The organism is Kribbella orskensis, from assembly GCF_004342085.1.
GTDB lineage: Bacteria > Actinomycetota > Actinomycetes > Propionibacteriales > Kribbellaceae > Kribbella > Kribbella orskensis.
On sequence record NZ_SLWM01000026.1, the window covers coordinates 58,145 to 84,021 of the forward strand.

26 protein-coding genes are annotated in these 25,877 nt (G+C 67.9%); 12 read left to right on the forward strand and 14 right to left on the reverse strand.

Going from position 1 to position 25,877, the window contains the following annotated elements; all coding sequences use genetic code 11:
- Window positions 1-2 precede the first annotated feature (2 nt).
- Window positions 3-356, reverse strand: coding sequence for a carboxymuconolactone decarboxylase family protein (locus EV644_RS38060; RefSeq protein ID WP_132195644.1), 354 nt, complete (start codon window positions 354-356; stop codon window positions 3-5).
- 212 nt (window positions 357-568) lie between these two features.
- Between EV644_RS38060 and EV644_RS38065 the strand changes: the two genes are divergently transcribed.
- Together EV644_RS38065 and EV644_RS38070 are read left to right on the forward strand one after the other, a co-directional pair.
- Window positions 569-1,222, forward strand: coding sequence for a DUF1254 domain-containing protein (locus EV644_RS38065; protein ID WP_199240241.1), 654 nt, complete (start codon window positions 569-571; stop codon window positions 1,220-1,222).
- The gene (locus tag EV644_RS38070; protein WP_158293048.1) at window positions 1,212-1,712 is read left to right on the forward strand and encodes a DUF1269 domain-containing protein; all 501 of its coding nucleotides are present in this window, start codon (window positions 1,212-1,214) and stop codon (window positions 1,710-1,712) included. Before EV644_RS38065 ends, EV644_RS38070 begins: the two co-directional genes overlap by 11 nt.
- A gap of 503 nt (window positions 1,713-2,215) precedes the next feature.
- Here the strand turns inward: EV644_RS38070 and EV644_RS38075 are convergent.
- The 7 genes from EV644_RS38075 to EV644_RS38105 all read right to left on the reverse strand — a co-directional run bounded on the left by EV644_RS38075 (window position 2,216) and on the right by EV644_RS38105 (window position 9,744).
- Window positions 2,216-2,863 carry a TMEM175 family protein gene (locus tag EV644_RS38075; protein ID WP_132195638.1) on the reverse strand — a complete coding sequence of 216 codons (648 nt, stop codon included), beginning with the start codon at window positions 2,861-2,863 and terminating at the stop codon, window positions 2,216-2,218.
- Between the two features lie 351 nt (window positions 2,864-3,214).
- On the reverse strand, window positions 3,215-4,525 hold the full coding sequence (locus EV644_RS38080; protein WP_199240242.1) for a chloride channel protein: 1,311 nt from the start codon (window positions 4,523-4,525) through the stop codon (window positions 3,215-3,217).
- A 124-nt stretch (window positions 4,526-4,649) separates the two neighbouring features.
- A complete protein-coding gene (locus tag EV644_RS38085) occupies window positions 4,650-5,729 on the reverse strand; it encodes a sulfite oxidase (protein WP_132195634.1) in 1,080 nt (359 codons plus the stop codon).
- A 46-nt stretch (window positions 5,730-5,775) separates the two neighbouring features.
- Entirely contained in the window at window positions 5,776-6,642 is an 867-nt protein-coding gene (locus tag EV644_RS38090; RefSeq protein ID WP_206751514.1) for an enoyl-CoA hydratase/isomerase family protein, read from the reverse strand.
- A gap of 29 nt (window positions 6,643-6,671) precedes the next feature.
- Window positions 6,672-8,024 (reverse strand): Dyp-type peroxidase, encoded by a 1,353-nt coding sequence (locus EV644_RS38095; RefSeq protein WP_241999333.1) that lies wholly within the window; start codon window positions 8,022-8,024, stop codon window positions 6,672-6,674.
- 13 nt (window positions 8,025-8,037) lie between these two features.
- Window positions 8,038-9,159, reverse strand: a complete 1,122-nt coding sequence (locus EV644_RS38100; protein WP_132195630.1) for a DUF4331 family protein — start codon at window positions 9,157-9,159, stop codon at window positions 8,038-8,040.
- A gap of 36 nt (window positions 9,160-9,195) precedes the next feature.
- A complete protein-coding gene (locus EV644_RS38105; protein ID WP_132195628.1) occupies window positions 9,196-9,744 on the reverse strand; it encodes a hypothetical protein in 549 nt (182 codons plus the stop codon).
- Between the two features lie 467 nt (window positions 9,745-10,211).
- Here EV644_RS38105 and EV644_RS47340 point away from each other — a divergent pair, with 467 nt between their 5' ends.
- Genes EV644_RS47340 through EV644_RS38120 form a run of 4 tightly spaced genes read left to right on the forward strand, consistent with a single transcriptional unit; the run spans window position 10,212 to window position 13,346 of the window.
- Window positions 10,212-11,195, forward strand: coding sequence for a DUF2252 family protein (locus EV644_RS47340; protein WP_241999332.1), 984 nt, complete (start codon window positions 10,212-10,214; stop codon window positions 11,193-11,195).
- Window positions 11,090-11,680: a DUF2252 family protein gene (locus EV644_RS47345; RefSeq protein ID WP_241999338.1), complete on the forward strand. Its 591-nt coding sequence runs from the start codon at window positions 11,090-11,092 to the stop codon at window positions 11,678-11,680. Before EV644_RS47340 ends, EV644_RS47345 begins: the two co-directional genes overlap by 106 nt.
- 54 nt (window positions 11,681-11,734) lie before the next feature.
- The gene (locus tag EV644_RS38115; protein WP_132195626.1) at window positions 11,735-12,559 is read left to right on the forward strand and encodes an MIP/aquaporin family protein; all 825 of its coding nucleotides are present in this window, start codon (window positions 11,735-11,737) and stop codon (window positions 12,557-12,559) included.
- 58 nt (window positions 12,560-12,617) lie between these two features.
- Window positions 12,618-13,346 (forward strand): hypothetical protein, encoded by a 729-nt coding sequence (locus tag EV644_RS38120; protein WP_132195624.1) that lies wholly within the window; start codon window positions 12,618-12,620, stop codon window positions 13,344-13,346.
- Between the two features lie 60 nt (window positions 13,347-13,406).
- On the opposite strand, the gene EV644_RS38125 is transcribed toward EV644_RS38120, so the two are convergent.
- The 3 genes from EV644_RS38125 to EV644_RS38135 form a co-directional block, all read right to left on the reverse strand.
- On the reverse strand, window positions 13,407-14,651 hold the full coding sequence (locus tag EV644_RS38125) for a DUF2252 domain-containing protein (protein ID WP_241999331.1): 1,245 nt from the start codon (window positions 14,649-14,651) through the stop codon (window positions 13,407-13,409).
- Between the two features lie 334 nt (window positions 14,652-14,985).
- Window positions 14,986-15,267 carry a hypothetical protein gene (locus EV644_RS38130; protein ID WP_132195621.1) on the reverse strand — a complete coding sequence of 94 codons (282 nt, stop codon included), beginning with the start codon at window positions 15,265-15,267 and terminating at the stop codon, window positions 14,986-14,988.
- A gap of 208 nt (window positions 15,268-15,475) precedes the next feature.
- Window positions 15,476-15,997 (reverse strand): hypothetical protein, encoded by a 522-nt coding sequence (locus EV644_RS38135; RefSeq protein WP_199240243.1) that lies wholly within the window; start codon window positions 15,995-15,997, stop codon window positions 15,476-15,478.
- Window positions 15,998-16,585: 588 nt separating this feature from the next.
- On the opposite strand from EV644_RS38135, the gene EV644_RS38140 reads away from it, so the two are divergent.
- Both EV644_RS38140 and EV644_RS38145 read left to right on the forward strand, forming a co-directional pair.
- The gene (locus EV644_RS38140; RefSeq protein WP_132195617.1) at window positions 16,586-17,035 is read left to right on the forward strand and encodes a hypothetical protein; all 450 of its coding nucleotides are present in this window, start codon (window positions 16,586-16,588) and stop codon (window positions 17,033-17,035) included.
- 161 nt (window positions 17,036-17,196) lie between these two features.
- Window positions 17,197-18,501: a S8 family peptidase gene (locus tag EV644_RS38145; RefSeq protein WP_132195615.1), complete on the forward strand. Its 1,305-nt coding sequence runs from the start codon at window positions 17,197-17,199 to the stop codon at window positions 18,499-18,501.
- A 140-nt stretch (window positions 18,502-18,641) separates the two neighbouring features.
- Here the strand turns inward: EV644_RS38145 and EV644_RS38150 are convergent, their stop codons facing one another.
- A complete protein-coding gene (locus tag EV644_RS38150; RefSeq protein ID WP_158293050.1) occupies window positions 18,642-20,291 on the reverse strand; it encodes a WD40 repeat domain-containing protein in 1,650 nt (549 codons plus the stop codon).
- 35 nt (window positions 20,292-20,326) lie between these two features.
- On the opposite strand from EV644_RS38150, the gene EV644_RS38155 reads away from it, so the two are divergent.
- The gene (locus tag EV644_RS38155) at window positions 20,327-20,602 is read left to right on the forward strand and encodes a hypothetical protein (protein WP_158293051.1); all 276 of its coding nucleotides are present in this window, start codon (window positions 20,327-20,329) and stop codon (window positions 20,600-20,602) included.
- A 128-nt stretch (window positions 20,603-20,730) separates the two neighbouring features.
- Here EV644_RS38155 and EV644_RS38160 read toward each other — a convergent pair whose 3' ends face one another.
- Both EV644_RS38160 and EV644_RS38165 read right to left on the reverse strand, forming a co-directional pair.
- Entirely contained in the window at window positions 20,731-21,444 is a 714-nt protein-coding gene (locus EV644_RS38160; protein ID WP_132195609.1) for an SDR family NAD(P)-dependent oxidoreductase, read from the reverse strand.
- A 94-nt stretch (window positions 21,445-21,538) separates the two neighbouring features.
- Window positions 21,539-22,018 carry a hypothetical protein gene (locus EV644_RS38165; RefSeq protein WP_132195607.1) on the reverse strand — a complete coding sequence of 160 codons (480 nt, stop codon included), beginning with the start codon at window positions 22,016-22,018 and terminating at the stop codon, window positions 21,539-21,541.
- Here EV644_RS38165 and EV644_RS38170 point away from each other — a divergent pair.
- The 3 genes from EV644_RS38170 to EV644_RS38180 are packed head-to-tail and all read left to right on the forward strand — an operon-like array spanning window position 22,004 to window position 25,724.
- Window positions 22,004-22,570 (forward strand): PadR family transcriptional regulator, encoded by a 567-nt coding sequence (locus tag EV644_RS38170; protein ID WP_132195605.1) that lies wholly within the window; start codon window positions 22,004-22,006, stop codon window positions 22,568-22,570. The genes EV644_RS38165 and EV644_RS38170 overlap by 15 nt on opposite strands.
- Window positions 22,570-23,286 carry an ABC transporter ATP-binding protein gene (locus tag EV644_RS38175; RefSeq protein ID WP_132195603.1) on the forward strand — a complete coding sequence of 239 codons (717 nt, stop codon included), beginning with the start codon at window positions 22,570-22,572 and terminating at the stop codon, window positions 23,284-23,286. Before EV644_RS38170 ends, EV644_RS38175 begins: the two co-directional genes overlap by 1 nt.
- On the forward strand, window positions 23,283-25,724 hold the full coding sequence (locus EV644_RS38180) for an FtsX-like permease family protein (RefSeq protein WP_158293052.1): 2,442 nt from the start codon (window positions 23,283-23,285) through the stop codon (window positions 25,722-25,724). Before EV644_RS38175 ends, EV644_RS38180 begins: the two co-directional genes overlap by 4 nt.
- Window positions 25,725-25,877 lie beyond the last annotated feature (153 nt).

The window sequence follows — 25,877 nt, forward strand, 5'->3', positions numbered from 1 at the left end:
GATCATCCATCAGGCAAGATCGCGAAGGAGTCGTCGACGTCCTGACCGAGCGCCAGCGCCAGCTTCGGGGCCGCCGCAACCACGCGCGGCAGGCCGACGACCGGAATGACCGCCACCAGCACTTCGACGATCTCGGCAGCCGTCGCACCGGCATCGACTGCCGCATCGGCCTGAGCGCCGTACGACGGAACCGCTCCGCCGACCGCGACCAGAGCTGCGAGCCGCACCAGCGCCACCGTTCTCGGATCGAGAATCGGATCAAGCCCCGCGGACTGGGGGTCCGCACCCCCGAGGACCTCGGCAACGACCCGATCGTCGTGCAGGGAGAGGCGGCGTAACACGGCGGTGTAGTCCACGAGGACGCTTCCTTTCCGGCCGGCACGGCCCGACCTGTCGTCGGACAAGTCCCTGTTCAGGACACTGCCATTGGACGGCGGAGCCGCACCTACCGGCATCACTCACATGATGTGAATTCGCACAGTCAGCGTGATGACCAGGGCACGGGCCAGAACTACGTTCCAGCTAGAGGAGCCGATCTGGAGAGGCCGCGATGCCTGGGCCCGGCGGTGTGAGCAAAACGCCTGTGCCCGCGGCGATCACGACTCCATCGGCCCCGGTCGCTGTCCTGACCGTGAACGCCGACACGGTGTACTACCTGGCCTTCCTCGACCTGTCCGACGGTCCGTTGGTGGTGGAAACACCCCCGGACGCCTTGGGTGTGATCGACCTGCGGGCCATCCTCGACGATGCGGTTGCCGTGGGCAACGCCGCCTCCCGGACCCTCGGGATGGGCGCCCACCCGACGGAGGGCTCCCGCTACTACGACGGCGACTCTGCCTGGTGGATCTCGCTGTGGGTCGGTGGGTTCGAGTTCACCAACCCGCCGCCCGAGATCACCAAGGACGGGATCAAGCCCTGTCCGAACAAGGGCGCCCGCCGGCTGCACTCACGCACCTCGTTCTTCTCCACCGCCACCGGGATCACGCCCGCCATTCACCCGCCGCGGAGGCCGAGGCCGAGGGCAGCTAGTCCGCCCGGGGTGACGCCATCCGCCGTAGCCGGAGACATTGTGAGAAAGACAGGTACCTCGTACGTCGTGCGGTCCTCAGTGAGGCACTGGCCACGCTCTGTGTGTGGTATCCGCCCGACGGACAGTGTTTGGACATCGTGTGGCCGGTCCTCGTGCCGGTCGCCGGATCAGAGGAGAGATCGTGGGATCTGACAGCAACGTTCCAGTCGACCTGTACATCGCCGCCTATCCGAACGCGGAGGGAGCGCGGCTCGATTGGGCCGCCATCAAGCAGCTCGCCGAGGACGACGTGATCAAGGTCGACGGGCTGGTCCTGGTCAGCCGTGACTCCGACGGGAAGATCAACGTCGACGACGATTTCCACACGGCCCGCAAGGGTGCCGCCTGGGGTGCGGTCGGTGGTGCCGTTATCGGTCTCATTTTCCCGCCGAGCCTGCTGGCCGGTGCAGCGGTCGGTGCGGGTGCGGGCCTTGGGATCGGTGGCCTCAAGTCCCACCGGGAGAAGAAGGCGATCAAGGCTGACGTCGAGGACACCCTCCCGCTCAACAGTTCGGGAATCGTGGCGCTGTTCGAGGAGCAGTGGGTCGCGGAGGTCGACAAGGCGTTGTCGCATGCAGACAAGGTCTCCAAGGAGGAAGTCGACGCGGACAGCGCGAAAGAGGTCAAGGACGCCGCCAAGTAGTCCGCCGACCGCCCGCTGGTCTCCTCACGATCAGGAGGCACCCAAGAACCTCGCACCTTCGAGGAGAAACCATGCCGCGAACCAACGCGCGTCGATCGGTCTTTGCCGCGCCGGGTGACCGTTGTGCTCCTCGTCGTACCGATGGCTTGCAGTGACAGCTCACCAGAGGGTCAGCCGAGTCCGTCAGCGACGGCAGCTCCGCCGACAACGGGTGCGTCGGCAACGGCTGAGCCCGCGGCGGACTGCGCTGCTGCGTCCGCGCTGAAGGCCTCGCTTCAGACGCTCACGAACGTGCAGCCGTTGCAGGACGGTCTCACCGTGCTGAACACGGCCATGGCCTACGTCAAGACCAGCCTGGACGCTGCGACAGCCTCAAACAGAAGGCGCCGGAGATCAACACGGCGCTCCAGCAGGTCGGCACCGCGGCGTCGTCGTTGTCCACAGCGTTGACCCAGAGCTGCCCAGGAACCTGACCATCGGCACCGGAGGAAGGGGCAGCGTAGTCAGGCGGTCTTCTTCTTCTGCTGGCGTCGGATCGAGCCGAACGGGATGAGGATGAACAAGGCGATTGCCAGGTAGCCGAACACCGCGAGCAACGGCAAGAACAACCCCACGACGATCACCAGCACATACACACTCAAGGTGGGCGTGAATCGCTTGGTGAGGGTCCGCACGTCCTCGTCGGCCATGTCTGGCCGCACGAGCTGTTCGGCGACCGCGTACCGCCACAACACCGACACCATGATCAACGAGAGAAGCAGGTTGATCCCGTAGACGGTGGCTGCGATGCGTTCGGCGTCGGGTTCATGGGTGTAGTCGGCGAGCAGTCGGGTTGGGAATGGGAGAAACGAGACCACGAGTAGAAGGAGCAGATTCAGTCGGAGGAATATCGAGTTGGCATGGTCGAGGTACTCGGTGATCACCGTGTGAGCGATCCACACAGCGCCGATGGTCGCGAAACTCACCAAATAGCCCAGGTACGCCGGCCACTCCTCGCCCAGCGCCTTCAGCAGATCCTTCTCAGAACCGGCGGGAACTCCGACCTCCAGCACGAGAAGGGTCACCGCGATAGCGAAAACGCCATCGCTGAAGGCCTCCATGCGATCGGTCCGAAGACCCGACGCACGAGACGGCGACTCCTCGTCGGCCATGACCAGATCATGACAGCCACCCCCGATCCGCGGAAGACCAGCGATCCTTGCGCGCGGGGTGTTACAACCGGGAGACCCAAACGGCCGATTCGCACACACCGAGGGCGGGTTTACCGCGGGCCAACCTGCGAGGATGCCCGCATGGATCTGCCGGGCCCGGAACGTTCGTCACTGGTCGACGCATCCCCGCTGTAGCCGCGCCAGCCGTTACCCAGATCCAAGGCGAGGTCTGTCGCCCGAAGGGTTAGCCCCCGCGCCACCTGGCGGTGACCAGTTGCCGTCACCTGCCACGATTCGGTCTGCCGGGGTCGCGAGGTTGCTTGTGGCAACGACTCTGTCAGCACGCGGCGATCAGCCCGATTGCGGGGAGCGGGACGGCTTCGGCGTCTCGTGACTTGGATCCGGGAGAATGTAGGTGATCACGAAGGCCACCACCACAGCCACCACCACCTGCGGTGTCACCGACACGCCGTCGGCACCGAGCAGCAGGGTGGCCAACAGCGTCGAGGTCAGGGGCAGCCGCAGCATGGCGGCGCACATGGCGCCGATGCCCGTGGCGATCGCCGGCGCGAGACTCATGCCGGGCAGGCCACTTGCGGCGATCCCCAGCACCGCACCGATGAACATCGAGGGAAAGACCGGTCCGCCCCGGAAGGCGCTCAGCGAGAGCCCGTAGGCCAGGGCCTTGCAGGCCCCGAGCAGGATCAGTACGCCAACCGAGTAGTCGGCGGCCTGATCGACCAATGCGGGCAAGGCATCCTGGCCGGAGAACAGCACTTGGGTGAAGCTTCTGCCGGAGATGAGCTGGTATGCCATCGCGGTGAGGCCGATGGCCAGGCCGAGAACGGCCGTGACCAGCACCCGGTTCATGTGGACGACCGGGCGCAGCGACAGCCCGATCCACCGGATCGCCCAGCCCAGCAGTGCGCCGGCCGCTCCCATGGCCAGGGCCCACGCCATGGTCGCGATGGTCGGATGTGTTGCCGGCGGCACCGTCGTGAGGGCCAGCGAGAAGTTCCCGAGTCCTGTCCAGTTGTCCAGCCCGACGAAGACCAGTGCGCCGATGCCGGAGGCGAGCAGTCCTGGCAGCGCTACCAGACTCAGCGTCGCACCGCCGATGCCGGCGACTTCCATGATCAGGAATGCGCCGAGCACCGGGGAGCCGAGCAGCGTGCTGATGGCGGCGAAGCTTCCGGCCGAGGCCAGGATCGTCAAGGCCATCGGTGGTGCGTCTTTCTTCACGAGGTGGACGGTCAGCGCGGCGAGGCCACCACCGATGGCGATCAGGGGTGCCTCGGGTCCGAGGACAGCGCCCAGACTGAGCGTGGCGAGTGCGGCGAGGATGATGCCGGGGAGCTCCCGGTCCACGGGTAAACCGCCGGTCTTGAACCCGAAGGCGGGTGAATGGCCCGCGTTGCCTGGCAGGTACCGGATGGTCAAACCGGTGAGCAGGCCGCACAGCACCAACCAGGGCACCGGCCACCACGCGGGGACGCCCCCGGTGAAGAGATCCTGCGGCAGATCGTCGAACAGGAGCGACTGGATCTTGCTGGTCAGGGCCAGGAAACCGTAGGCCACAGCCGAGATCGGGATACCCAGGATCGCGGCGAGCAGCAGGGCTGATAGGTACGGCTTGGAGCGGATGACTTTGGCCGGGTCCATCGCCGGTGGTCCAGCCGGTGGCGCAGCGGCAGTCCGACCCTTCGCGGGGGACACGCCCGAGGGGACTTGTGAGTCGGTCATCAGTTCTCGCCTCCCTGATCCAACAACCCCGGCTTGTGGCGCGTCAGCGGACGTCGACGTACGGGACCTCGACGGCGTTGTTCCCGTAGCCGAGCCGGTTCCAGGGCGGGACCTCCGGTTGCACATTGCCGGCCGCGTCGGTCGCCCTGGCGCGGAGAGTGTGCCTTCCCACGTCGGTCGCATTCCACTCGAACGACCAGTCCTGCCATTGGTACGGGCCTTCGGGTGGTTCGAGATTCGCCAGGTACCACTCGCCCTCGCCGGTGAGGCTGACCTCGACTCGCGTCACCGGTCCGGTGCCCGACCAGGCCTTGCCGCGGACAGTGTGCTTTCCGACGTTGACGGTCGATGCGGGAGCGGGATGGGTGATGCGCGCCCGCACACGCATGAGGCTGACGGCCTCGGCCGGTCGGTCCGGCCACTCGTACAGGTAGTGGCCGGTCTGAAACTCGCCGGTGTACGGCTCGGTCAACACGTCGATTCGCTTCAGCCACTTCACCGACGCGACGGCGTACCAGTGCGGCACGACGACCCGGAACGGGGCTCCGTGGTCGGAGCCCAGGGGGGCGCCGTTCATCTCGTAAGCGATCAGGATCTCCGCCGCCGGATCGGACGCGTGGGCCAGCGGCAGCGCGCGGACGAAGGTGAGGTCGTCCTTGTCGGTCTCCGCGAGGACCGGCTTGAGGTGGTAGGCGCCGTGATCCGCGCCTTCGAACCGTACGTCGACCCCGTCTGCCGCGGGGCGCGCCAACTGCAGCACCTGGTGCAGCAGCGCGCCCGTCCAGCGGGCGGTCGATACCGCGAAGTCTCCCCAGGGTTCGCCGATCGGCAACGGTCGCATCTCGAGGCGGCCGTTGCCCGCGCACTCCAGCGTGACCGCCCGCTCGGTCGCCGGCAGGGCGCGCAGGTCGTCGAGCGTGAGGGTGAGTGGGTTGCCGACTGCTCCGCCGATCTCGAGCGTGCCGTCGTGCACCGGCACCGCGAAGTTGCTGCGGACATAGTGGAGCTCGTTGGGAGTGATCGGCCCGGCGAGCGCCTCAGGCGGTGCCTCTGCGTTGAAAGGAGCCGGGTTGATCATCCGGAGTGCCAGCCGCCCCTGTTCGATACCTTCCGCCAGTGCCATGTCTCAGTCTCCTCGTCGATGCGGTGGTTGACCGCGGTAGCGCAGATCAGTAGTCGGGATCCTGGAAGGTCGGCTCCCGGCCTTCATTGAAGGCGCCGATTCCCTCGACACGGTCGGGATGGACGGCGGAACGCCAGTGCGCGTCCATCATGATCGCGATCGCCTGCTCGACCGGCTGTCCCTCACCCAGGTGAACGGCCCGCTTGACCGCTTGTACCGCCGTCGGCGAGTTGCTCGCGATCTTCTCCGCGATTCTGCGTGCGGCGCCCATCAGCTCGGCCGGCGGGTGGATCTCGTTGACCATGCCGAGCCGGTGCGCCTCCTGGGCGGTGATGGGGTCGCCCGTCATCAACATCTGCAGGGCTTTCCCCCGCGGGAGCAGCTTGGGCAGGAACACCGGCGAGCCCCCGCCCGCCGCGAGGCCGAGCATCGCCTCGGGCTGGCCGAAGGTTGCGTTGTCGGAGGCAATGATGAAGTCCGTGCTCTGGGCCAGCTCGGAGCCGCCGCCGTACGCGATTCCGTTGACCGCGGCAAAGATCGGCTTGCGCAGTTGGCGCACCGTGTACAGCGTGCGATCGAAGTCCTGACGCTGACGGAGCCAGTCCTCCTTCGTCATGCCCTTGCGCTGCCGCAGGTCGCTGCCGACGGAGAAGGCTCGCTCCCCGGCTCCGGTCAGGATGACGACGAGTACTGCGGGGCGGACCGCGACCGTCTCGACGATCTCGGTCAGGCGAGCGCCCATCTCCGTGGTGATCGCGTTGTCGGCGTGCGGCCGGTTGAGGGTGATGAGGGCGATGCGACCGTCGGAGAGGTAGTCGACGAGCACGGGGGAGTCGGGCTCGGCGAGGTCGGACGGCGGCGGACCGAAGTCCAGCGCGCTCCAGCGGTCGGTACCTGTGGAGTTCGTGGCCACGTCGGGTCCCTCTTCTCGATCGAGGCTGTTCACGTCTCGAGCTCCGCTAACCAGCGCAGTGCTCGCAGGCCTGGGGCGAAGCAGTATTCGCCGCCGCGGGTGACGACGAACGGAGGCAACTCCTGCAGCCGGCGACGGATCGGCGTTCTGGGAATGGTGAAGGCCCCCGAGCCGTCATTCGCGCCGACAAGCGGGTCCTTGTCGGCCGGGGCCCCGATGAAGATGCCGTCGTTCAGCCACTGGGTCTTGACGAACTCGAACTGCCGCTTGAGGTGCGCGCCGGCGAAGACGAACATGATGCCCCGGTCGATGCCGTCGTCCTCGAGCACGCCTTCGGGCAGCATCGGGCCGTAGCTCGTACCGCGCCGGATCATCCGGTGGAGACGCACGTTCACACTGCCGTCATGGTCGAGCGCGTCCCTCGGGTTCGCCCGTCGCGCGTGCGCTCCGGCCGGACATTTGAAGCCGCGCGGATCGTCGCCGTACAGGAAGTCGTTGTGGTGGCGCGGGTCGGCGCCGAGCTCGGGATCGTCTCGCTCGGGCGAGAGCGCGAGCGGAGCGCCACTCTGCCAGCGCCCGACCATCTTCGCGCCGAGGAGTGCCTCCTCCTCGCGGCTCGCGGCCCTCGCGTGAAGATACTGCCGGTACGCCGCCACCTTCGTGTGCAGCTTGCGAAAGACGACGTACGTGCCGTTTCGACCGAGCGCCTCCGGAGTCGGCATCGGCGCCAGTTCGCCGGTCTCGTCCGGGTAGCCGAGGACGATCTCACCGGCCTTGAGCGGCTTCTCCTTCGGGTTCGAAGTGGGGATGCCGCTCCCTTCGACCGCAGGCTGACCGATCCCGTCCTTGAACCCGAAGGAGGTACGCCCGGTCGGAAGCTGGTAACAGTCCTGCTGCCAGATCAACTCGATGCCGGGAAGCTCATGGTGGGCGCGGCGTACCTTCTCGAGGACCGCCTGCAGCCGCGCGGCATCGGGGGAGAGCGCAGCCAGGGCGACATGGACGTCAGGGGTGCCGAGCGGCTTCTCCCAGTTGACGGGGCTGCTCTCGCCCACATCCCCCAGCTCGGCCGCGCGCGCCGCCATCCCTTGCTGGAACTCCGGAGCGAAGCTGTCGAGCGAGTCCTGCGGTACGCCGAGCGCCTGCAAGCCGTGATAAGTGAAGGCGACCGTGATCCAGGCGTCGTGGATGGGATCGGACGCGGGTCGTCCGGAGTCGACCAGCGGGTGCAGTCTCCGCACCAGCTCGCGTCCTGCGGCTCGGTCGTCGATGCGCAGCAGGAGGTAGCTTCCGACGTAGGGCGACGGTCGCTCGTGCAGCGCGCCGCTCTGGATGTCGTCGAGTTCGAGGCCGATGGTCTCCCCGGCGGTCACTGCGTTCACCCGCGTTCCATCGCTAGAGGTGCTCGGGCAGTTCGGGTGGGTTCGGATTCGGCGCCGCCAGGTAAGGGAACGTCGTCGAGGCCGGCCTCGACGCCTGGTCGACCCCGTCACGGATGACAGGCCCGTTTCCAGCGTTGACGAGCTGGGTGAAGATCGTGTCGATCACGTCGTCGTTGAGCGCCCGTCCGCCACAGGTTTCGTGTGCCTTGCCCCGGCGAGTGGCAAGCTCGATCTCGAGGAAGGAGCCCCGCTCGGCGTACGGCTTGGTGAGGTCGACGACGAGGAAGTCGGCGAGGACCAGTTGCGTCAGTGGGTGGTCACCGTTTCCGTCCGGGACCCAATCGGTTTTGCCGTCGAGTCCGTCCCAGAAGGCGAGGTTGGCGTTCAGCCGCGCCCTGTAGGCACCCCGGTAGGACTCTCCGAGCTGGAACGCGTCCTCCATGTTGTACAGGTCACGGATCTCGAGGTCCCGGTTCACCGGATCGAACTGCTTCGGCGCCAGCATCATGTTCTTCACCTCGGGTCGCCCGACGCGTTCGATCCGTACGCCGAACTTGCCGCGCGTGAGGGTCTCCGCGACGACCCCGACCAGCTCCGCACCGCCCAGCAGTCTGGAGTCGATCTCGACCACGAGGCTGAGGACGTTCTTGCCGTCGAGGAAGATCGCCCCAGGATCGGTGAAGGCCAACTCGCCCGTCGCGATCGTCTTCAGCGCGGCGGGGGCGTCCATGATGAACGGATCCCAGCGCGGGCCGGCAAAGGCGCGTACTCCGTGCGCCGAGCCGCCCTTTTCGTCATTCACCCGGAACGAAACCGTTTCGCCCGCTGGGGTGGTACAGGTGCCTTCCTGCTCGACGCCTTCACCGCTCAGAGGAGGGGAGAACACGCAGTCGAAGACGAACTCCTCAGGCTGCACCGTGAACGGCACCGGATCCCCCGCGGTCACGGTCAACGGGTGCAGCCGGAGGCGATAGACAAGCCCGTCCGACAGCAGGTCCGAGGGCTTGGCGAAGGGGAGGGTGTTGACCACGAGTACGAGCTGTCCCGGGCGCTCCGGGCTCGGAAACGCGTAGACGTCGGTGATGTCCGCGATCGGGTCGGCCAACGCGCGCGGCCCTGAGATGTGGTCCGACATCGGCGTACTCGGTCTCCGCTTCTGCCTTTCGGCTGGTTAGTCGGCGGCCTCGTCGAGGAGCGGGCGCAAGGCAGGGTGCTGCAACGCCTCCGCGGCCTCGGGATGGTCCAGCACCTGCTGGAAAGCCTTGAACACCTGCTGAGCTTTCCGGATCTCTTTCACGGTGCCGCCGTAGTTCCTCGCGTAGGCCGCCGCGGTCTGCTGCGCGTCGAAGATGAACGCCTTCAGCGCAGCCAGATCCGGAAGACCCGCGTAGCCCACCACGTGCCGGAAGATGACGTCGAAGAGCTCGAGCGTCGGCCCGGACGTGAAGAAGTCCTCCATGTAGGCGTCCCACGGGCCGTCGAAGCTCGTCACGAACGCGAGCCGCGTGTCGTCGTCGAAGAGCACGAACCGCGCCTCGTGGATCGTTGCGACCGCCATGCCGTAGTCGCCCGGACGGTACCCAGGTGTTTCCTGGAGGGCTTCGAGCGCGATCCGGAGGACCTTGCCCTCGCCCGGCTTGACCTGGAAGAACAAGCTGAACTCGCTCGTCGGGCCGACGCTGACGCCCGGGCGAGAGGTTCCAGTCGCCGGTGTCGCCATCGTTCCTCCTCTGAGATTCGCGGCCCCTCCCTGCTCGAGGTCAGCTCGCGAAGTGCATCTGCTGGAGGCCCTGCGAGTCGATTCCGACCCCCCGATCTGCACATGCTGTCGCGCCGGGCGACGCCGGGCCTCATCCTCCGCGGGTGATCTATGCGGTCGGCCGTGAATGCTGCCGGCCGCACACCCGCGCGAAAGCCACCCGAGCAGCGAGCGCACCCGCGACACCCACGACCGGATCCACCGCGTCGTCGACGCCGCCGAGTTCGGCCTCTCGTCACCCAGCAGGGGTGATGCCGCGCTGCCCCTCGCGGTATCAGGGTAGGGGCATGGTCCGGGGAACGATGCTGCCCCACGGTTCCCAGACCACCAGGCGCGCTGCGTGGCCGATGCTCTGGTCGGTCCAAGAATTCCACGATCCGCTGGATCTGGTTCGGCGCTTCTCGATCGCGTGGGCGGAAGGGGTGGCTATGACTGTGAAGACTCAGGGCGGCAGATTGGCGAGCTCCGCCGAGCGGGCGTTCCGTAGAGATTCGAAGCGGGCCGGGACACTCGGGCAGTTGAGCCGTGCGGACCGGGTCGCCCTGGGGAAGGATGCCCGGAGGGTCACTCCGCGTGAGGCGCACGCGGAGTTCCAGCCCGGCGGGCCGCGGGATCCGGTGCGGCTGTTGCTGGAGCAGTCGAAGTCGCGGGTGCCGGAGCTGGTGCCGATCCGGCACGGGCGCATGCTGGTGTCGGCGTTCACGTTCTATCGGGGCGCTGCGCTGCCGATGGCGGCCGACCTGGCCACGACGCCCACCTCAGGGCTGCGGGTGCAGTTGTGCGGAGATGCGCATCTGTCCAATTTCGGCGCGTACGCCTCACCGGAGCGGGAATTGGTCTTCGACGTCAACGACTTCGACGAGACGCTGCCCGGCCCGTTCGAATGGGACGTCAAGCGGCTGGCGGCGAGCCTGGCAGTGGCGGGACGGGACAACGGCTTCGGAGGCAAGCACCGCCGCAAGATCGTCCTCGCGGCGGTGAAGGGGTACCGGAAGGCGATGCGCGGGTTCGCGGAGCAGACGTTCCTCGAGGTTTGGTACGCGCACCTGGACATCGAAGAGGCCATCGGGCAGTTCCGGTCCCAGATGAAGGCCAAAGGGTTCAAGGCCACGGAGAAGATGCTGGCCAAGGCCCACACCCGCGACAGCACCCAGGCGCTGCGCAAGCTGACCACGGTGGACGAGGGCCGTCGGCGGATCATCAGTGACCCCCCGATGGTCGTCCCCGTCGAGGAGGTCTTCGCCGACGGCAGGCCAGTGCAGTGTATGAGCAGATCCGCACGGTGCTGGGTAAGTACCGGCGCACCCTGCAGTCCGACCGGCGGCACCTGCTCGAGCAGTTCACGCTGGTCCAGGCGGCCCGCAAGGTCGTCGGCGTGGGCAGCGTCGGCACCCGCGCCTGGATCGTGCTGATGGATAGTGGAGACGGAGTCGAACCGGTGTTCCTGCAGGCCAAGGAGGCACAGCCGTCGGTCCTGGCGGACTACTGCGGGCGCAGCCAGTACACCAATCAGGGCGAGCGCGTGGTCGCTGGACAGCACCTGATGCAGGCCGAAAGCGATATCTTCCTCGGCTGGACCCACACGCCAGGCCCGGACAGAGTGGACCGCGACTATTACGTCCGCCAGCTCAAGGACTGGAAGTTCTCCTTCCCGATCGAGCAGGCGGCCCCCTCCGGCATGGTCGTCTATGCCCGCGTGTGCGGATGGACCCTGGCCCGCGCTCACGCTCGCTCCGGCGACCGCGTCGCCCTGGCCGCCTACCTCGGCGGCTCGGACGCCTTCGACCAGGCAATCGCCGACTTCGCCGAAACCTACGCCGACCAGAACGAGCGCGACTACGCCGCGCTCCAGGGCGCTGTCGAAGTCGGCAGAGCCGAAGCGACCACCGACATCTGAAAACCGAACCCGGGCGATCCAGCCCGGACGGCCGAGAAGGAAGGGATACGCACCATGGCAGACCCCGCCATCGATCCCGATGCTGAGCACGAAGCGTCCCTGAGGCGCCGGTACTTAATCCGGTTCGAGGAAGACACCCTGCGGCAACGGCCGTTGTGGATCCGGCTGATCATCGAGTTTCTGGGCACCTTCGTACTGGTGACGGTGGCGGCCGGATCGGGTGTGATCAACCATTACGTGGGCAACGAACCGATCAGCAGGACCGCGGCGGTGATCGCGCCTGGGGCGGTGGTGATGGCGATGATCTACGCCTGGGGCCCGTTGTCGGGACTCCACATCAACCCCGCTGTGACCTTCGCCTTTACCGCCCGGGGAGTGTTTCCCACCAAATGGGTGGTGCCGTACTGGGTGGTCCAGTTCGCCGGAGCCATCTGTGCCGCGCTGTTCCTGGAGTTGATGTTCGGCGACGTCAGCACGGGCGGGAACTACCCGGTCAACACTCCCGGCGGGGAGTGGAAGTCGTTCGTGATGGAAGCCGTCCTGACCGCGATCTTGGCCAGCGTCATCCTCAACACTGCGACCGGAGGCCGCAGCATCGGCCACAACGCGGCTATCGCGGTCGGCTCGACGGTCGCCCTGCTCGGCTTGTTCGCCAGCCCGATCAGCGGCGCGTCCATGAACCCGGCCCGCACCCTCGGGCCCGACATCGTCGGCAACGACTACACGGGCTGGTGGGTCTATATCGCAGGCCCGCTGATCGGGGCCGCCATCGCCGTGGCGATCATCGGAACCGTGCGCGGACTGCCCGACAAGGACGAGCTTGAGGCCGCTGAGGGCGGTGCCCTGCCGATGACTGGCACCCCCACCCGCGACAAGTGACTGAGTAGACAGGCCCACAGACATGGTGGCATCCGGCCAACGTCAGGAGCGTGTGTAGATGACGGCTGAACCGCTTGAGGGCCGGGCCGCCGAGGAAGTCCGCAGCCTGGAGGTGCGCTGGATCTTCCCGGGCCGGCTGGAGACCGCGGTGACCGGATGGTTCGGGCGGTTCCCGATCGAGACGGAGTCACGCGAGGACAGCTACCTGTTGGATCCGCGGTTGCCTGGGCTTTCGGTGAAAGTCCGCGGGGGCAGGCTACTCGAGGTCAAGATGTACCACGGGAGCCCGGGGATCCTGGAGGTGGCGGGCCATGCCCGCGGACGCCTGGAGTCCTGGCAGAAGTGGTCCTTTCCGGCCAGCCCGCCCGACCAGTACAGCGGCTCTCCGCCCGGCTGGCGGCCGGTGCGCAAAAGGCGGCGTATCAGCCGTTTCGCACTTGCCGGAGGACAGATCGTGGCGCGCGCATCTGAGCTGGACCAGGAGCCACAGTGCGACGTGGAACTCACCGAGGTCAGCACCATCGGCCAAGACTGGTGGACCCTGGGGTTCGAGGCGAGCGGTCCTGCCGATCTGCTCCGAAGCGCGCTCGAGGCCACCGCCCGGCTCGTGTTCAACCGCCCCCTGCCCGGTGGTGCGGAACCCGATCTCGATGAATCCAAGTCGTACATGCAGTGGCTGTCCCAGCGGCCCGGCCTCAAGACCGAAGTCTTTGACGTACAAAGGTCGGCATCGGATTCGCTGCTGCCCGCTTCGAGTGAGGCGGACGAGCATCGATCAGAGGATTGATCAGATCCAGATAGCCGCCATCGAGTTCATTGTTCGACCCGTCGTAGGATTCGCAGCGGCTCAGATGCCGGTCTGAACCTGGATCTTCCCCTCGGTGATGGCCTGCTGGAGTTGTCCGTAGTCCTGTTCGGCTTGGTCGGCGTACACCTGGGCGAACTCCTCGAGGGCTTCGGCGAAGGAGTCGTCGGTGCCGAGGTAGGCGTCGATCTCGACGGCGTCGCCGCCTCGGGCGTGGGCCCGGGCCAGGGTTGTGCCGCACAAGCGGGCGTAGGCGGTCAGGCCGATCGGTTGGATGGTGGTGGTGTCGACGCTGCCCTTCATGTCGTGCAACTGCCGGACGTAGAAGTCTCGGCCGCCCTCGCCGCGCACCCAGCCGAGGAAGATATCGCTGGCGGCCTGCATGTAGCACTGCCCTTCCACGACCCGCTCACCGTGCTGGGTTGCCGTGCTGGCGCCCAGGTACGGCTCGAGCACCGACGACGTGGCCTCCTTGAACTGCATGATCAGCGGATCGGAGTCGTCCCGCCCCTTGAGCAAGATGATCCCGGCTCGGGTGCCCACGCTGCCCACCCCGACCACCTTCTGGGCCATGTCGATCATGTCGTAGCGCTCCAGCAAGCGGCGGCGGTCCTGGCGCAGCGTCGCCCGGTAGTCGGAGAAGCCCACTTCCACCAGGCGGCGGTCGTCCTCGGTGGCCAGCCGGGACAGCAGCGGTGGGTCCTCCCGGAACTGGTGGTGGCCGTCCACGACCTCGGTCAACTTCCGCGCCGCCTTCATCGAGGTCTTGCGCCGCGCGGCGTCGAAGTTGGCCGTCGCCGTCTTGGTGACCCTCTTCCGAAGCTTCTTCTTCACCTTGCCCTGCTGGTCGCCCATCTGGGCGATCGCGTCGAGCAGCATCTGCTCGTCGATCCTGGTGTACCAGACGTCCAGCGTCCCCAGCTGAGCCATCTCGGTGATCGCCGCCCGGTACGCCTGTAGCGCTGTACGCACCGCGGTCCTGGCCTCCTTGCGCTTGAAACCACGATCCCGGGACGCCAACACGAACGAGGCGACCAGCCGCTTGACGTCCCACTCGAACGGGCCGCGCAGCGTCTCGTCGAAATCGTTGACGTCGAAGACCAGGTCACGCTCGGGGGAAGCGAACACCCCGAAGTTCGACAGGTGGGCGTCACCACACAACTGCGTATGACCCGGAGTCCACGGCTGACTCGACAAGTCGTAGGCCATGATCGCGGCCGACCCGCGGTAGAACGCGAACGCCGACGCGCTCATCCGCCCGTACCGGATCGGCACCAGATCCTTCACCCGGGCGTCATCCTGAGCCCGCAGGATCCTAACCGGATCCTTCCGCCGACGATTGATCTCGTACTTGGCGTGCCCCTCGATCGGCGCCGCATCCCGCCACGCCCGACCCCGCGCGACCCGCTCGTCAACCGTCCGGTACGGGTGAGCCCGCGCGGCACCCCCGGACGAGGCAGCCCGACCCGCCCGAGCCGCGGTTGAAGGCTTTGCCTGTGTCCGCTTTGCCTGTGTCCGCCTTGCCTGTGTCCGCTTTGCCTGTGTCCGCTCCGTCATGGGGAGCTCCCTCCACCGGATTTCGTCGGACCCGAACCTGAGGATCGGGCCTGATCGCCGGCTCTCACCGCCCCGTTGGGCCCAGCTCAAGTGAGGTCAGGTCGAGCACGGTCGGGCTGGACACGGCGCTACGCGGTCGTAGCCGGCGGATTCTTCGCGGCCGCGGCCTTGCCTCGTCTGCGCTGTTCCCGTCGACCTGCTCCTTCGTCACGTTGCTGGCACCCGAGAGCGCCTTGTCGATAGCGTCCGTCCATTGCGGCTCGAACATCGCCACGATGCCGGAGCTGTTGAGCGGCAGCGTCTGTTCGACATCTGCCTTGATCTCCGCCTTCTCGGCGTGCGACACCACCCCCCGTGGCAGGCGGAGGCCGCCCGGGCGGTTCGCCCGGGCGCGTGGGAAAGCGGTCCCGCTGGTTGGGGCCTACTCGCTGTGAGCCGTTACCTGCGGCGCGAGACACGGCGCGCGGTGCGGCGCCCGGTCCGGCGCGCGACCCTGCGTGATCCAAGCATCCGGTTCTCCTCCTCCCTGTCGGTGGCGAACGCCGGCCACCCGGTCAGCTGGCGGCGCCCGCTGTTTCCATCTCGTGCAGTTCCTTGGCTTCGTCGGCCGACACCAGCCCGATCTCGATCAGGTCCAGTGGGCTGATGAAGCCGTCGCTGATACGGAACCCCCCGGCCCGGGCAATGGCATCCCGGAGCGGCACGGCCCAGTGGTGCTCCAGCAGGATGAGCGCCGCGGCGGAGTCGTTCGGGATTTCCTCGAGCACATCCCAGGCATCCTCGCCGGTGAACACGCCCACGCCGCCCTGCTCGGCGACCGCCTCGGCGCCGGCTTCCGCGCCGGCCACCATGCCCTTCTCGCCCTCGAAGCCCAGGCCGATGAGCGCCCCGATCTTGCTGCCCAGCTCGATCGCTTCCTGCTCGGACAGGTTGCTGAGATGCTCCGCCTCCAGGTCGCCGTCCGCGCTCTTGTAGACCGCCAGCGAGTCGATCACGCGGACGGTGTCGCTCGCCCGGAGCCGTTCGAGTTCGGCGATGATCTCACCGTGGAAGTCAGGGTGCCGGAACCCCAGCACGATGAGCTGTACTGGCCCGATTGCCATGTTCCACTCTTCCTCTCCTCTCCTGAGCACTTGCTCAAAGCCGCAAAGTCATCTCGGGTCGCGGTCCGTGAGTGCTGTCAGGAGGCGTCGATATGCCTGCCCCCACACTGGTGCGCGCGTCACCTCTACGCGTCATCCACCACGGATGAGCGTGCCGCCGAACCGGTGCGCAAGGGCACGTCGGTCACAGACCGTCCATCGGGCAGCACCGCCAGCACCGCTTGGTACTTCTGCTCCTGCACGAGTGGTACTGCGTTCCCTTGGGGACTGTTCGTGCCAGTTCTCACGGTGCTCGGCTACCTGGCACTCGCCTCTTGATCTTCATGCCCGTTCGGTGCAATCGGGCAGCGGTCGAGGGGCGTCTGACCCACCTCGCCCCGGATCATCCCCTCGGGGTGATGACCCATCGCGGGGATCGACGGCACGGTGTCACGTGGAGTCCCGCTCAGGAGCCTGACTCGACGCCATCGCAATGCCCAGCGCCGGCGGTTTGGGCGCCGCCACCTCGCGCGGAGCTCTGATGGCGGAGCCGGCAGTGGGCGAAACGATCCGGAGAACACCATGACCACCTCGACTGACAACCCCACAACCAAGCAGGGTAACCGGCGGATGAGGTCGTCCGCGGTCCGTGCTGTCGCGGCTCTCGTGCTCGGCGTGTCGCTTGTGGGCTGTAGTTCCGACAACGCCGCCGTGTGCGATTCCGTCGACAATCTCAAGACGTCGGTGGACAACGCCAAGAAGATCGATGTCACCTCGTCGACTGGCGTCAGTGACCTGCAGAACGGACTGGCGGCAATCGACACCAACCTGGCGCAGGTCAAGACCGATGCGAAGTCGGACTTCTCGTCCGAGCTCACCGCGGTCGAAACGGCCTACAACGCGCTGAAGACCAGCCTTGCCACGGCCAAGTCCGCCCCGGCGGCCGCCACCCTGGCCACGGCCTTGTCGGCGTCTCAGGCTTTCGTCGCCTCAGTGGACACTTTGTCCACCAAGGTCAAGTCGACCTGCTGAGCAGAGCTTCACGAACCTCCACGCCAACCAGCCCGTGACGCCAACAACCTTGGCCGAGGCGTTGCAAGACTCCCTGTGCGGATCGATCATGAGGCAATTGATTGGGCGGTGCGCCGGTTCTGTTCCGAGTCGTCCGCGCCTCCCTGGGGAAGGGGAATCAGATGAGGAAGTTCGTGCTGATCGTGGGAGCCGTGCTCACACTGACGCTGGGGTTGCTGACCTCGGCGAATGCGGCCACACCCGGAGCACTGACACCGGCGACGGCGTCTGCCAACTGCCAGGCATTCTTCGGCGTCGCAGCCGGACCCGAGCCGCTGTCCGCCTGCCAGTGGGACATGCGTGCGATCGGGGTCGGAGCGGCGTCGTACGCCAACGCCACCGGTGACGGTGTCGATGTGGGGGTGATCGACGGCGGGGTCGACTTCACCCACCCCGACCTTGTCGGCAGCATCGACGTCGCTCGGTCGTGCTCGTTCATCTTCTCGACTACGCCGACGGCCGACCCGCGGGAGATCGCCAACGGTAACTGCAGCAACAAAGCCGCCGTCCAGGATCTGCAAGGCCACGGCACGCATGTGTCCAGCACGATCGCTGGTCGGGTCAACGGCGTCGGCATCGCCGGCGTGGCCCCCAAGGCCAAGATCGTGGCCATCAAGGCCTGCACCATCGCGGGTTACTGCTTCGCAGACTCGGTCTCTGCCGCGCTTCGGTACGCCGGTGACCAGCGCCTCGACGTCGTCAACCTCAGCCTCTTCGCCGACCCGTGGCTCTACTTCTGCGGCAACGACGCCGAACAGCGGGCCATGCTCCTGGACCTGCAGAGTGCTGCTCGGTATGCACAGCAGCGCGGCGTCGTGGTCGTGGCCGCGGCCGGCAACGAGGCGCAGGACCTGGGGCACCCGACCACCGACACCATCAGCCCGGACTGGCCGCCGGACGCAGCCGTGACCCGCGAGGTACGCAACAACTGCCGAGTCACGCCTGCTGAACTCCCCGGTGTGGTCGCGGTGTCGGCCTCTGGCGTGACCACGCTGGCCGGCTACTCCAACACAGGAGGTCCGACCGTGGACGTGACGGCGCCAGGTGGCGACGCGGCGCAGACTCCTGGTACGACGTTCGGCCGGGTCCTTGCCGCCTGGTCGAGCACTGATGACACCGGGCAGTGGGAGGCCCTGGCCGCCGCCGTCCCCGGGCGCGCGGTCGAGGACGCCAACGGCGCCCGCTGGGTCTGGATCAGTGGGACGTCCATGGCCTCGCCTCACGTGGCTGGAGTGGCAGCGTTGATCCGTCAGCTCCACCCCAACTGGAGCCCGGGTGCCGTGGCAGCGCAGCTTCGGCGTACTGCGACGCCGACGGCATGCCCGGCCGTCTGGCCGGCCGATGACGTCCGCCAGTGCACCGGCGGGCCGTCGAGCACCACCTTCTTCGGCGCCGGCATGGTGAACGCCCTGGCGGCCACCTCCTGACACCGAAGCGCTGAGTGGGGCGGGCACCAGCCCGCCCCACTCTCGCCGTCTGCGACTCGAAGTCCCGCACTCGTTGCGTGTGGACTCGCTCAGATACGAGTCCTTGTCAGTGACGGACCGGTACTGCGAACCCGTCGGTCTCAGGGACAGGTCTTCTCGTAAGGGCGATCACCGAAGGCCTGGGTCCACTCCTCGGAGGTGAGGTTGCGGCCGGCCATCGCGCAGGCGAAGGCGATGCTCCGGTCGACGCTGGTGTCCCAGCGATAGGTCGTGCCGTCGTACGCCGCGATCGTGACGATGTCATTGCCATCGGTGAAACTCGGAACAGCGGCGACCGGCCGGTCCGCGGGAGCGATTGAGACAGTGCCGAGCAGATCGAGTGTGCGCGCGTCCCACAGGCTGACTGTGCCGTCCCGGGCTCCCGAGACCAGACGTGAGCTGTCTGGTGAGAAGCGGACGACCATGCCCTCATCGTTGTGACTGATGGTCGCTGCACGCCTGACCTGGCCCGACTGCACGTCGATCGTGAGGACCTGGCCGCCGGCTCCGACGCCGGCCACGAGCCGCCCGTCGGGCGAGTACGCGGCGTGGTTGAGGTCCACGGGCAGATCGCCCTCCGAGCGGAGCATGCCCTGCTCCGTGCTGACGATCCGCCAGTGCTCGCCGGCGCCGTCCGGGAAGTGCTCGAAAAGCATCGCGGTACGGCCGTCGGGAGCTCGCGCAGTACAGCAGTCTGCCGGCCACCAGGCGTATTGCCCCTCGGCCCAAAGCTTCTCGTCGAAGAAGATCATGCCCTTGGCGCTGCCGGTGACGAGGCGCTCGCCGTTACCGACGTAGCTGAGCGAGTCGACGTCCTGGAATCCCCTCGACTCGAGCACCTTGCCGGTCCGGGAGTCGAGGGTCGTGATCGTGTCGGCGTCGTGGACGGCCAGGCGCCGGCCGTCCGGGCGCCAGGCGGCCGGTGATCGTGGTCCTTCTTCCAGGTCGAGGCTGAGGTGTGTGGGGGTGGTGGCGGCACCGGTGGCCGTGTCGGCGAAGGACACCCAGGCCCCCTTCGCGTCCCGCCACAGGTAGGCGGTCGTCATGCCGTCATCGGACCTGAGGAGGTGGAGATATTGCCGTGCTGGAACAGCGCGCGTCCGAGGAAGGTAGCGCAGTTGCCCGGCCAGGTCGTAGACCCGCAGGATCCCCTCGTCGCCGGCGGTGTACAGCGTCTGGCCGTCCGGGCTGAAGTCGACGGCCCACGACACTTCCGAGGTCTCGATCCGTTCGCGCGCGGTGCCGGCCGCCACGTCCCAGACGATGACCTCCCCGTTCTGTTCAGCAGTGGCCAGCAGCTTGCCGTCGGCAGAGAAGGCCTGGCCTCGAGTGGTGTCGACCTGACTGCGCAGTACCTTCACCGTCGTGCCTGTGTGCGCGTCGACCAGGGCGATCGTGTCCTTGTCGAGCCCGGTTGCGGCGAACTGCTGAACCGCCAGCAGGTCGCCTTTGGTGCTGACCTCGACTCTGCCGTAGCCGGGCAGCGCAGGGCGTTGCCATTTCCGCTGGCCGGTGGCCACATCGAAGGCGATGAACGGCAAGGTGCAGTAGATGGTGCTGCCGTCGGGACTCAGGGCGATCCCTTGGTACTCACCTGGAAACGCCACCATCCGCGGCTGCCTGCCAGGCGCACGCAGGTCCCAGATCAGGGCATAGGCCGTACTACTGAAGTCATGAACGGACCCGTCCGCCTGCACACCCGCGGCCAGGTAGCGTCCGTCCGCGCTGAAGGCGAGATCGAGATACTGCAACTTCCCCTCCGCTGGAAGGGCTGCTGGCCCTGACTGTGACCGCCGGGCCGGCGATCGCCATCGACCTGCCGGCAAGAGACCCATACGTCCCGACGCCGGCCGTGTTTGAGCCGGGCCCGCCCAACTACCCGAGCTACGACCCGCAGGACGAGGCCAAGCTCTTCCCGCCGGTCGAGCAGCGGAACAGCGGGCTGGACACCACCTCGGTCGCACTCGGTGCACTGGGCGGCATCGCCCTCGGCGGAGCAGCCCTCGGCATCACGCTCATCATCGAGAAGCGCCGCCACCTGACGGCGCTGCGTTCGATCTGAGGGTCAGACCGTGGGGCTGCGTGGCTGGCGGTGGGTTCGCGGATGGGGGGACGTGATGGTGAGGGTGAGGTAGGCAAGCCTGTCCCGGTCCCACAGTGCCAAGCAGCAGGTCACTCGCCAGCCACAAGTCAGTGGCCGGCGATCTGGCCGCCGTCGATGTGCAGGATCTCACCGGTGATGAAGGGCGATGACTCCAGGAACAAGATGCCCTCGACGATGTCGCTGACCTGGCCGACACGCCCGAGGGGGTGGAGTTCGGCGAGCGCGGCGTAAGTTTTCGGTGCGTGCTCCGGCGTCTGGATGATGCCCGGCGAGACCGCGTTGACCCGGATGCCGCGGCCGGCGTACTCGATGGCCAGTGACTTGGTGGCCGAGACGAGGCCGCCCTTGGTGAGCGATGTCAGGACGGACGGCGTGCTGGAGTTGGCGTATTCGGCGAGGGTGGTGGTGATGTTGACGATGTGGCCGCTGCCTCGCTTGAGCATCTCGGCGATGGCGCGCTGGGTCAGCCAGAAGAATCCGGTGAGGTTGATGCCGACAGCCGACGCGTAGTCGTCGACGGTGTAGTCGGTGAACCGCTTGGAGATGAAGACGCCGGCGTTGTTGATGAGGGTGTCGATGCGCCCGAAGCTCTCAAGCGCCCCGCTGATGACCCGGTCGGTGGTGGCGGGGTCGGAGATGTCTCCATCGACGGTGACCACGGCCGGGTCGGCAGCGGGCCTGATCGTGCGAGAGGTGGCCACGACCGCCCAGCCTCGCCGCCGGTACTCGGCGACGACGCCGGCGCCGATGCCGCGAGAGCCTCCGGTGATGATGGCGACCTTGCGGTCCTGTTCGCTCATGACCGTCCCGTCGTCAACTGCTGGTAAGCGCCGGGTCGCTGGGGTGCTGGGTGAGCGGCGTGGTCTGCACGCTCATCCAGTCAGCCAGCGGCTGTCAACCCCAGAAGCCGCCGCCGCTGTCTCCGAGCGTGACGGTGTCCTTCTGCTTGTGGCAGCGTTCGCACTCGAGGTAGTGCGCGCCGCCCTCGGGGTTGCGCCTTTTGACCCACCGGTGAACGCCGATCCTGCATAGGAGTCTCCCCATGATCAGATCGTCGTCTGCCGACCGATACAGCACAACCTTGCACGCTTCGATATGCCCAAACTGGTAGAGGTTCCCAGGCGTCAGGGCGCCTTCGGGCAGTGTGTCGACCAGCACCGCGGCAAGTCCCGCGGCGGCCAGAAGTAGGTCCGCCGGGCGCCTCACGGTTAGGCCCAGCGAACATCGCCTGACGCGGGCCGAGGGTGCATCGTTCGTCGCCCTCTGCGGCCGGCACGCCGGATCGGGCGTGCGCTCGTCGCTCGTCGGCGTCACGCTGGGGATCTTGCTCTCAGTATAATACGCAGTATCATACTGGATATGAGCGTTCGTCATGCGATGTTGGCCTTGCTCAGCGAGGGTTCCAAGTACGGGTTGCAGCTGCGGCAGGAGTTCGAGGCGCGCACCGGCGAGGTGTGGCCGCTCAACGTCGGCCAGGTTTACACGACCCTGCAGCGTCTTGAGCGCGACGGGCTGGTCGCGTCCGACGGCTCCGACGGGCCGCAGAACGTCTTCTCGATTACGCCGGATGGCGCCGAGGAGCTCGCCACGTGGCTGCGCACACCGCCCGACGTCGTGCCGCCGCCACGCGACGAGCTCGTGATGAAGGTACTTGTCGCGGCGCGGCTGCCGGGGATCGACGTGTCCGAGCTGCTCCAGGTCCACCGGCGCCACATGGTGGAGGCGATGCAGGACTACACCCATCTCAAGGGCGAGATGTCTCCTGACGATGTCGAACTCGGCTTGGTCGTGGACTCCGAGCTGTTCCGGATCGAGGCGATTGTGCGCTGGATCGACGCCGCCGACGCTCGCCTCAAGCATCGGCCGCCGTCGAACCGCGGCGCGACCGTGCCGCGCCGCCGGCGGATCCGTCTGGGGGAGAGGTGATGCTCGAGCTGCGCGCGGTGTCGAAGGTGTACGGTTCCGGCGCGGCCGAGGTGCACGCCCTGCGCACGGTCGACCTGTCGGTTCGCGGCGGCGAGCTGGTGGCGGTGATGGGGCCGAGCGGCTCCGGCAAGAGCACGCTGTTGACCATCGCCGGCACGCTGGAGGAGCCAACGAGCGGTGAGGTGCTCGTCGGCGACCGCGACGTTGCGCGAATGTCGCGCAACGACCGGGCGCGGCTGCGGCGGCGGTCGATCGGGTACGTGTTCCAGGACTTCAACCTGATCCCCGGTCTCAGCGCGGTGGAGAACGTCGCGCTGCCGCTGGAGCTGGACGGGGTACGGGTCAGGTCGGCTCGCGCGGCCGCGATCGAGGCGCTGGCGCGTCTGGACCTCGCCGAGCGGACCGACCGATTCCCGGACGAGCTGTCCGGCGGAGAGAGCCAGCGGGTCGCGATCGCCCGGGCGATCGTGGGGGAACGGCACCTGTTGCTCGCCGACGAGCCGACCGGCGCGCTGGACTCGGTCAGCGGCGAGGCGGTGATGCGGCTGCTGCGCACCGCCTGCCGCGACGGCATGGCCGGTGTGGTGGTCACCCACGACGCCCAGCTGGCGTCATGGGCGGACCGTGTGGTGTTCCTGCGCGATGGCCGGGTGGTCGACCAGACCACCCCGCGCCCCGGCCCCGAGACGCTGCTCACTCCTGGGGTGAAGCCGTGAGTCGGCCCCGCAACGGGGGCCTGCCCGCCCGCCGGGCAGTGCTCCGATGGGCCTGGCGGGTGTACCGCCGCGAGTGGCGCCAGCAGGTGCTGGTGATCGCTCTGCTCACGTTCACCGTCGCGGGTGCGCTGCTGGGAGTCTCGGTCATGTACAACACCCCCGGCTCGCTCGATGCCAGGTACGGCACGGCCGACATGCTGATCCGGTACGGCGCAGCGGATCCCCAAGAACTGAACTCCCAGGTCGCCTCCGCCCGGGCCCAGCTGGGCACCGTCGACGTGATCGGGCACCGCAAAGCGACGATCCCGGGCCTGACCCGGCCGGTCGAGGTGCGGGCCCAGGACCCGCACGGCCCGTACGGCGCCGCGATGCTGCGCCTGGTATCGGGCCGGTATCCGGCGGCGGCCGGGGAGGCCGCGGCGACCGACGAGGTGGCCGCCCTGATGCGGCTGCGCGTCGGCGAACAACTGACACTGGCCGACCGGACGTGGTCGGTGGTCGGTGTGGTCGAGAACCCGCACGATCTGAACGCGGAGTTCGTTTTGGTGTCCCCGGCCGGGGCCGACCCGCCGGAGTCGGTGACGATCCTCAGCCTGGGACCATCGTCACGAGTCATCGTGGATCAGAAGAGCACCGGCGCGGCCATCGCGACCCGCGAAGGCGACGCACGGACCGCCGCCGCGACGTACGCGTTCGCTCTGGTAGTCCTGGCGATGTTCCTGGTTTGCCTGGTCGCCGCGTCCGCGTTCATCACGATGGCTCAGCGCCGGATGCGACAGTTCGGCATGCTCGCCGCGACCGGGGCAACGGAACGGCACGTCCGTCTGGTCATGCTTGCCGCCGGCGCCTTGGCCGGCATCGCCGCTGCGGTGTTCGGCACGGTGGTCGCTGCCGCATTGTGGATAGTGGCGATCCCTCGGCTGGAACCGGCCGTGGGGCATCGCATCGAAGCGTTCAGCCTGCCTTGGTGGCTGATCGGTGCGTGCCTGCTGCTGGCTGTGGTCACCGCCACCGCGGCCGCTTGGTGGCCCGCGCGGGCGGCTGCCCGCATCCCGATCACCCAGGCCCTCTCCGAGCGCCCGCCGCGCCCTCGGCCGGCCCGCCGCTGGGCCGTCCTTGGCCTGCTCCTCCTGGCCGCCGGTGCGGCCTGCCTGCGGTTGGGTTCGGACAACGCGGCACTCGTCGTGGCCGGTAGCGCCGCCACGCTCGCCGGGCTGCCGCTGCTGGCCCCGCTGGCGATCCGAGGGCTGGCCCGGGCCGGTGCCCGGCTGCCGGTTGCCGCCCGGCTCGCCCTGCGTGACCTGGCTCGCCATCAAGCCCGCTCAGGGGCGGCGCTGGCCGCGATCAGCCTCGGCCTCGCGGTGGCCGCCATCGTCGTCATCGCCGTGGCGGCCGGCGCACCGACCGCTGCCGAAGGCAACCTGTCTGACCGGCAGTTGCTCATCACGGTTACCGACCGCGCCTACGGGCGTGTCGGAGCTCTCATCCCGGACCGGACACCGGCCCAGATCGCGGCCATCGACGCGTCGGTCGGCCGGTTCGCTGCCACGCTGCGCGGCCCGACGCTGGTCCCACTGGATGCGGCGGTACGCGCGGACGAGGCGGTCATACTCGACTCCGATGGCGGCCCGCCCGGACGGCTGCCGGCGTTCCTGACAAAACCAAACCGGTCCGGCGATCCGAACCAAGCCCCGTGGCCGCTCGACGTGTCCGCGAACCTCTATGTCGCCACCCCCGAGCTCCTGCGCTACTACGGCCTCGGTCCCGCCGCGATAGGCCCGGGTACCGAGGTGCTCACCCCGCACCGCGCCGACGACCTGTCACTCACCGGGGGCAGAGACGACACCCGGGCGGCATCGGCGCCGCTGCGCCGTCCGGCCTACCAGTCACTGCCCGATGGGCTGCTTACCCCGGGGGCCCTCCGGCGCCACGGCTTGACGGCCGTGCGGGTCGGCTGGCTGATCGAAACGGACCGGCCGCTGACCACAGCGCAGCTCGCCGCGGCCCGCGACCTGGCCCTCGACAACGGTCTAGTCGTCGAGTCGCGCGACACCGGCCCACCACAGGCGCAGATACGGGCGACGGCAATGACGGCCGGAGCGGTGCTGGCCCTCGGGGTGCTCGCCATGACGGTGGGCCTGATCCGCGGCGAAGCGGCACGCGACCTGCGCACGCTCACCGCGACCGGCGCCAACCGCGGTGTCCGCCGCACCCTGGCCGCCACCACCGCCCTCGGGCTCGCCCTGCTCGGCGCGATCCTCGGCGTCGGCGTCGCGTACCTGTCCGTGGCCGCGATCCTGGCCGAGGACATCGGTCTGCTCAAGCGGGTGCCGGTCGTCGAACTAGCGGTCACCGTTATCGGCGTGCCGCTGGTCGCCGCGGGAGCCACCTGGTTGCTGGCCGGCCGAGAGCCCCGAAACCTGACCAGGCAGCCGTGACAGGCCGAGCATTGTCGCGGCGCCTCGCTGCTGCACGGCGGGCGGCCAGCGACGACGGGTCTCCCAGGCTGTCGCGGGACTCGTGCGGCGCTAACCTGCATGAGTGAGGAGGACCTAGGTTGTGGCCGACGGATCCGGCTGAGCTCGCCTCCC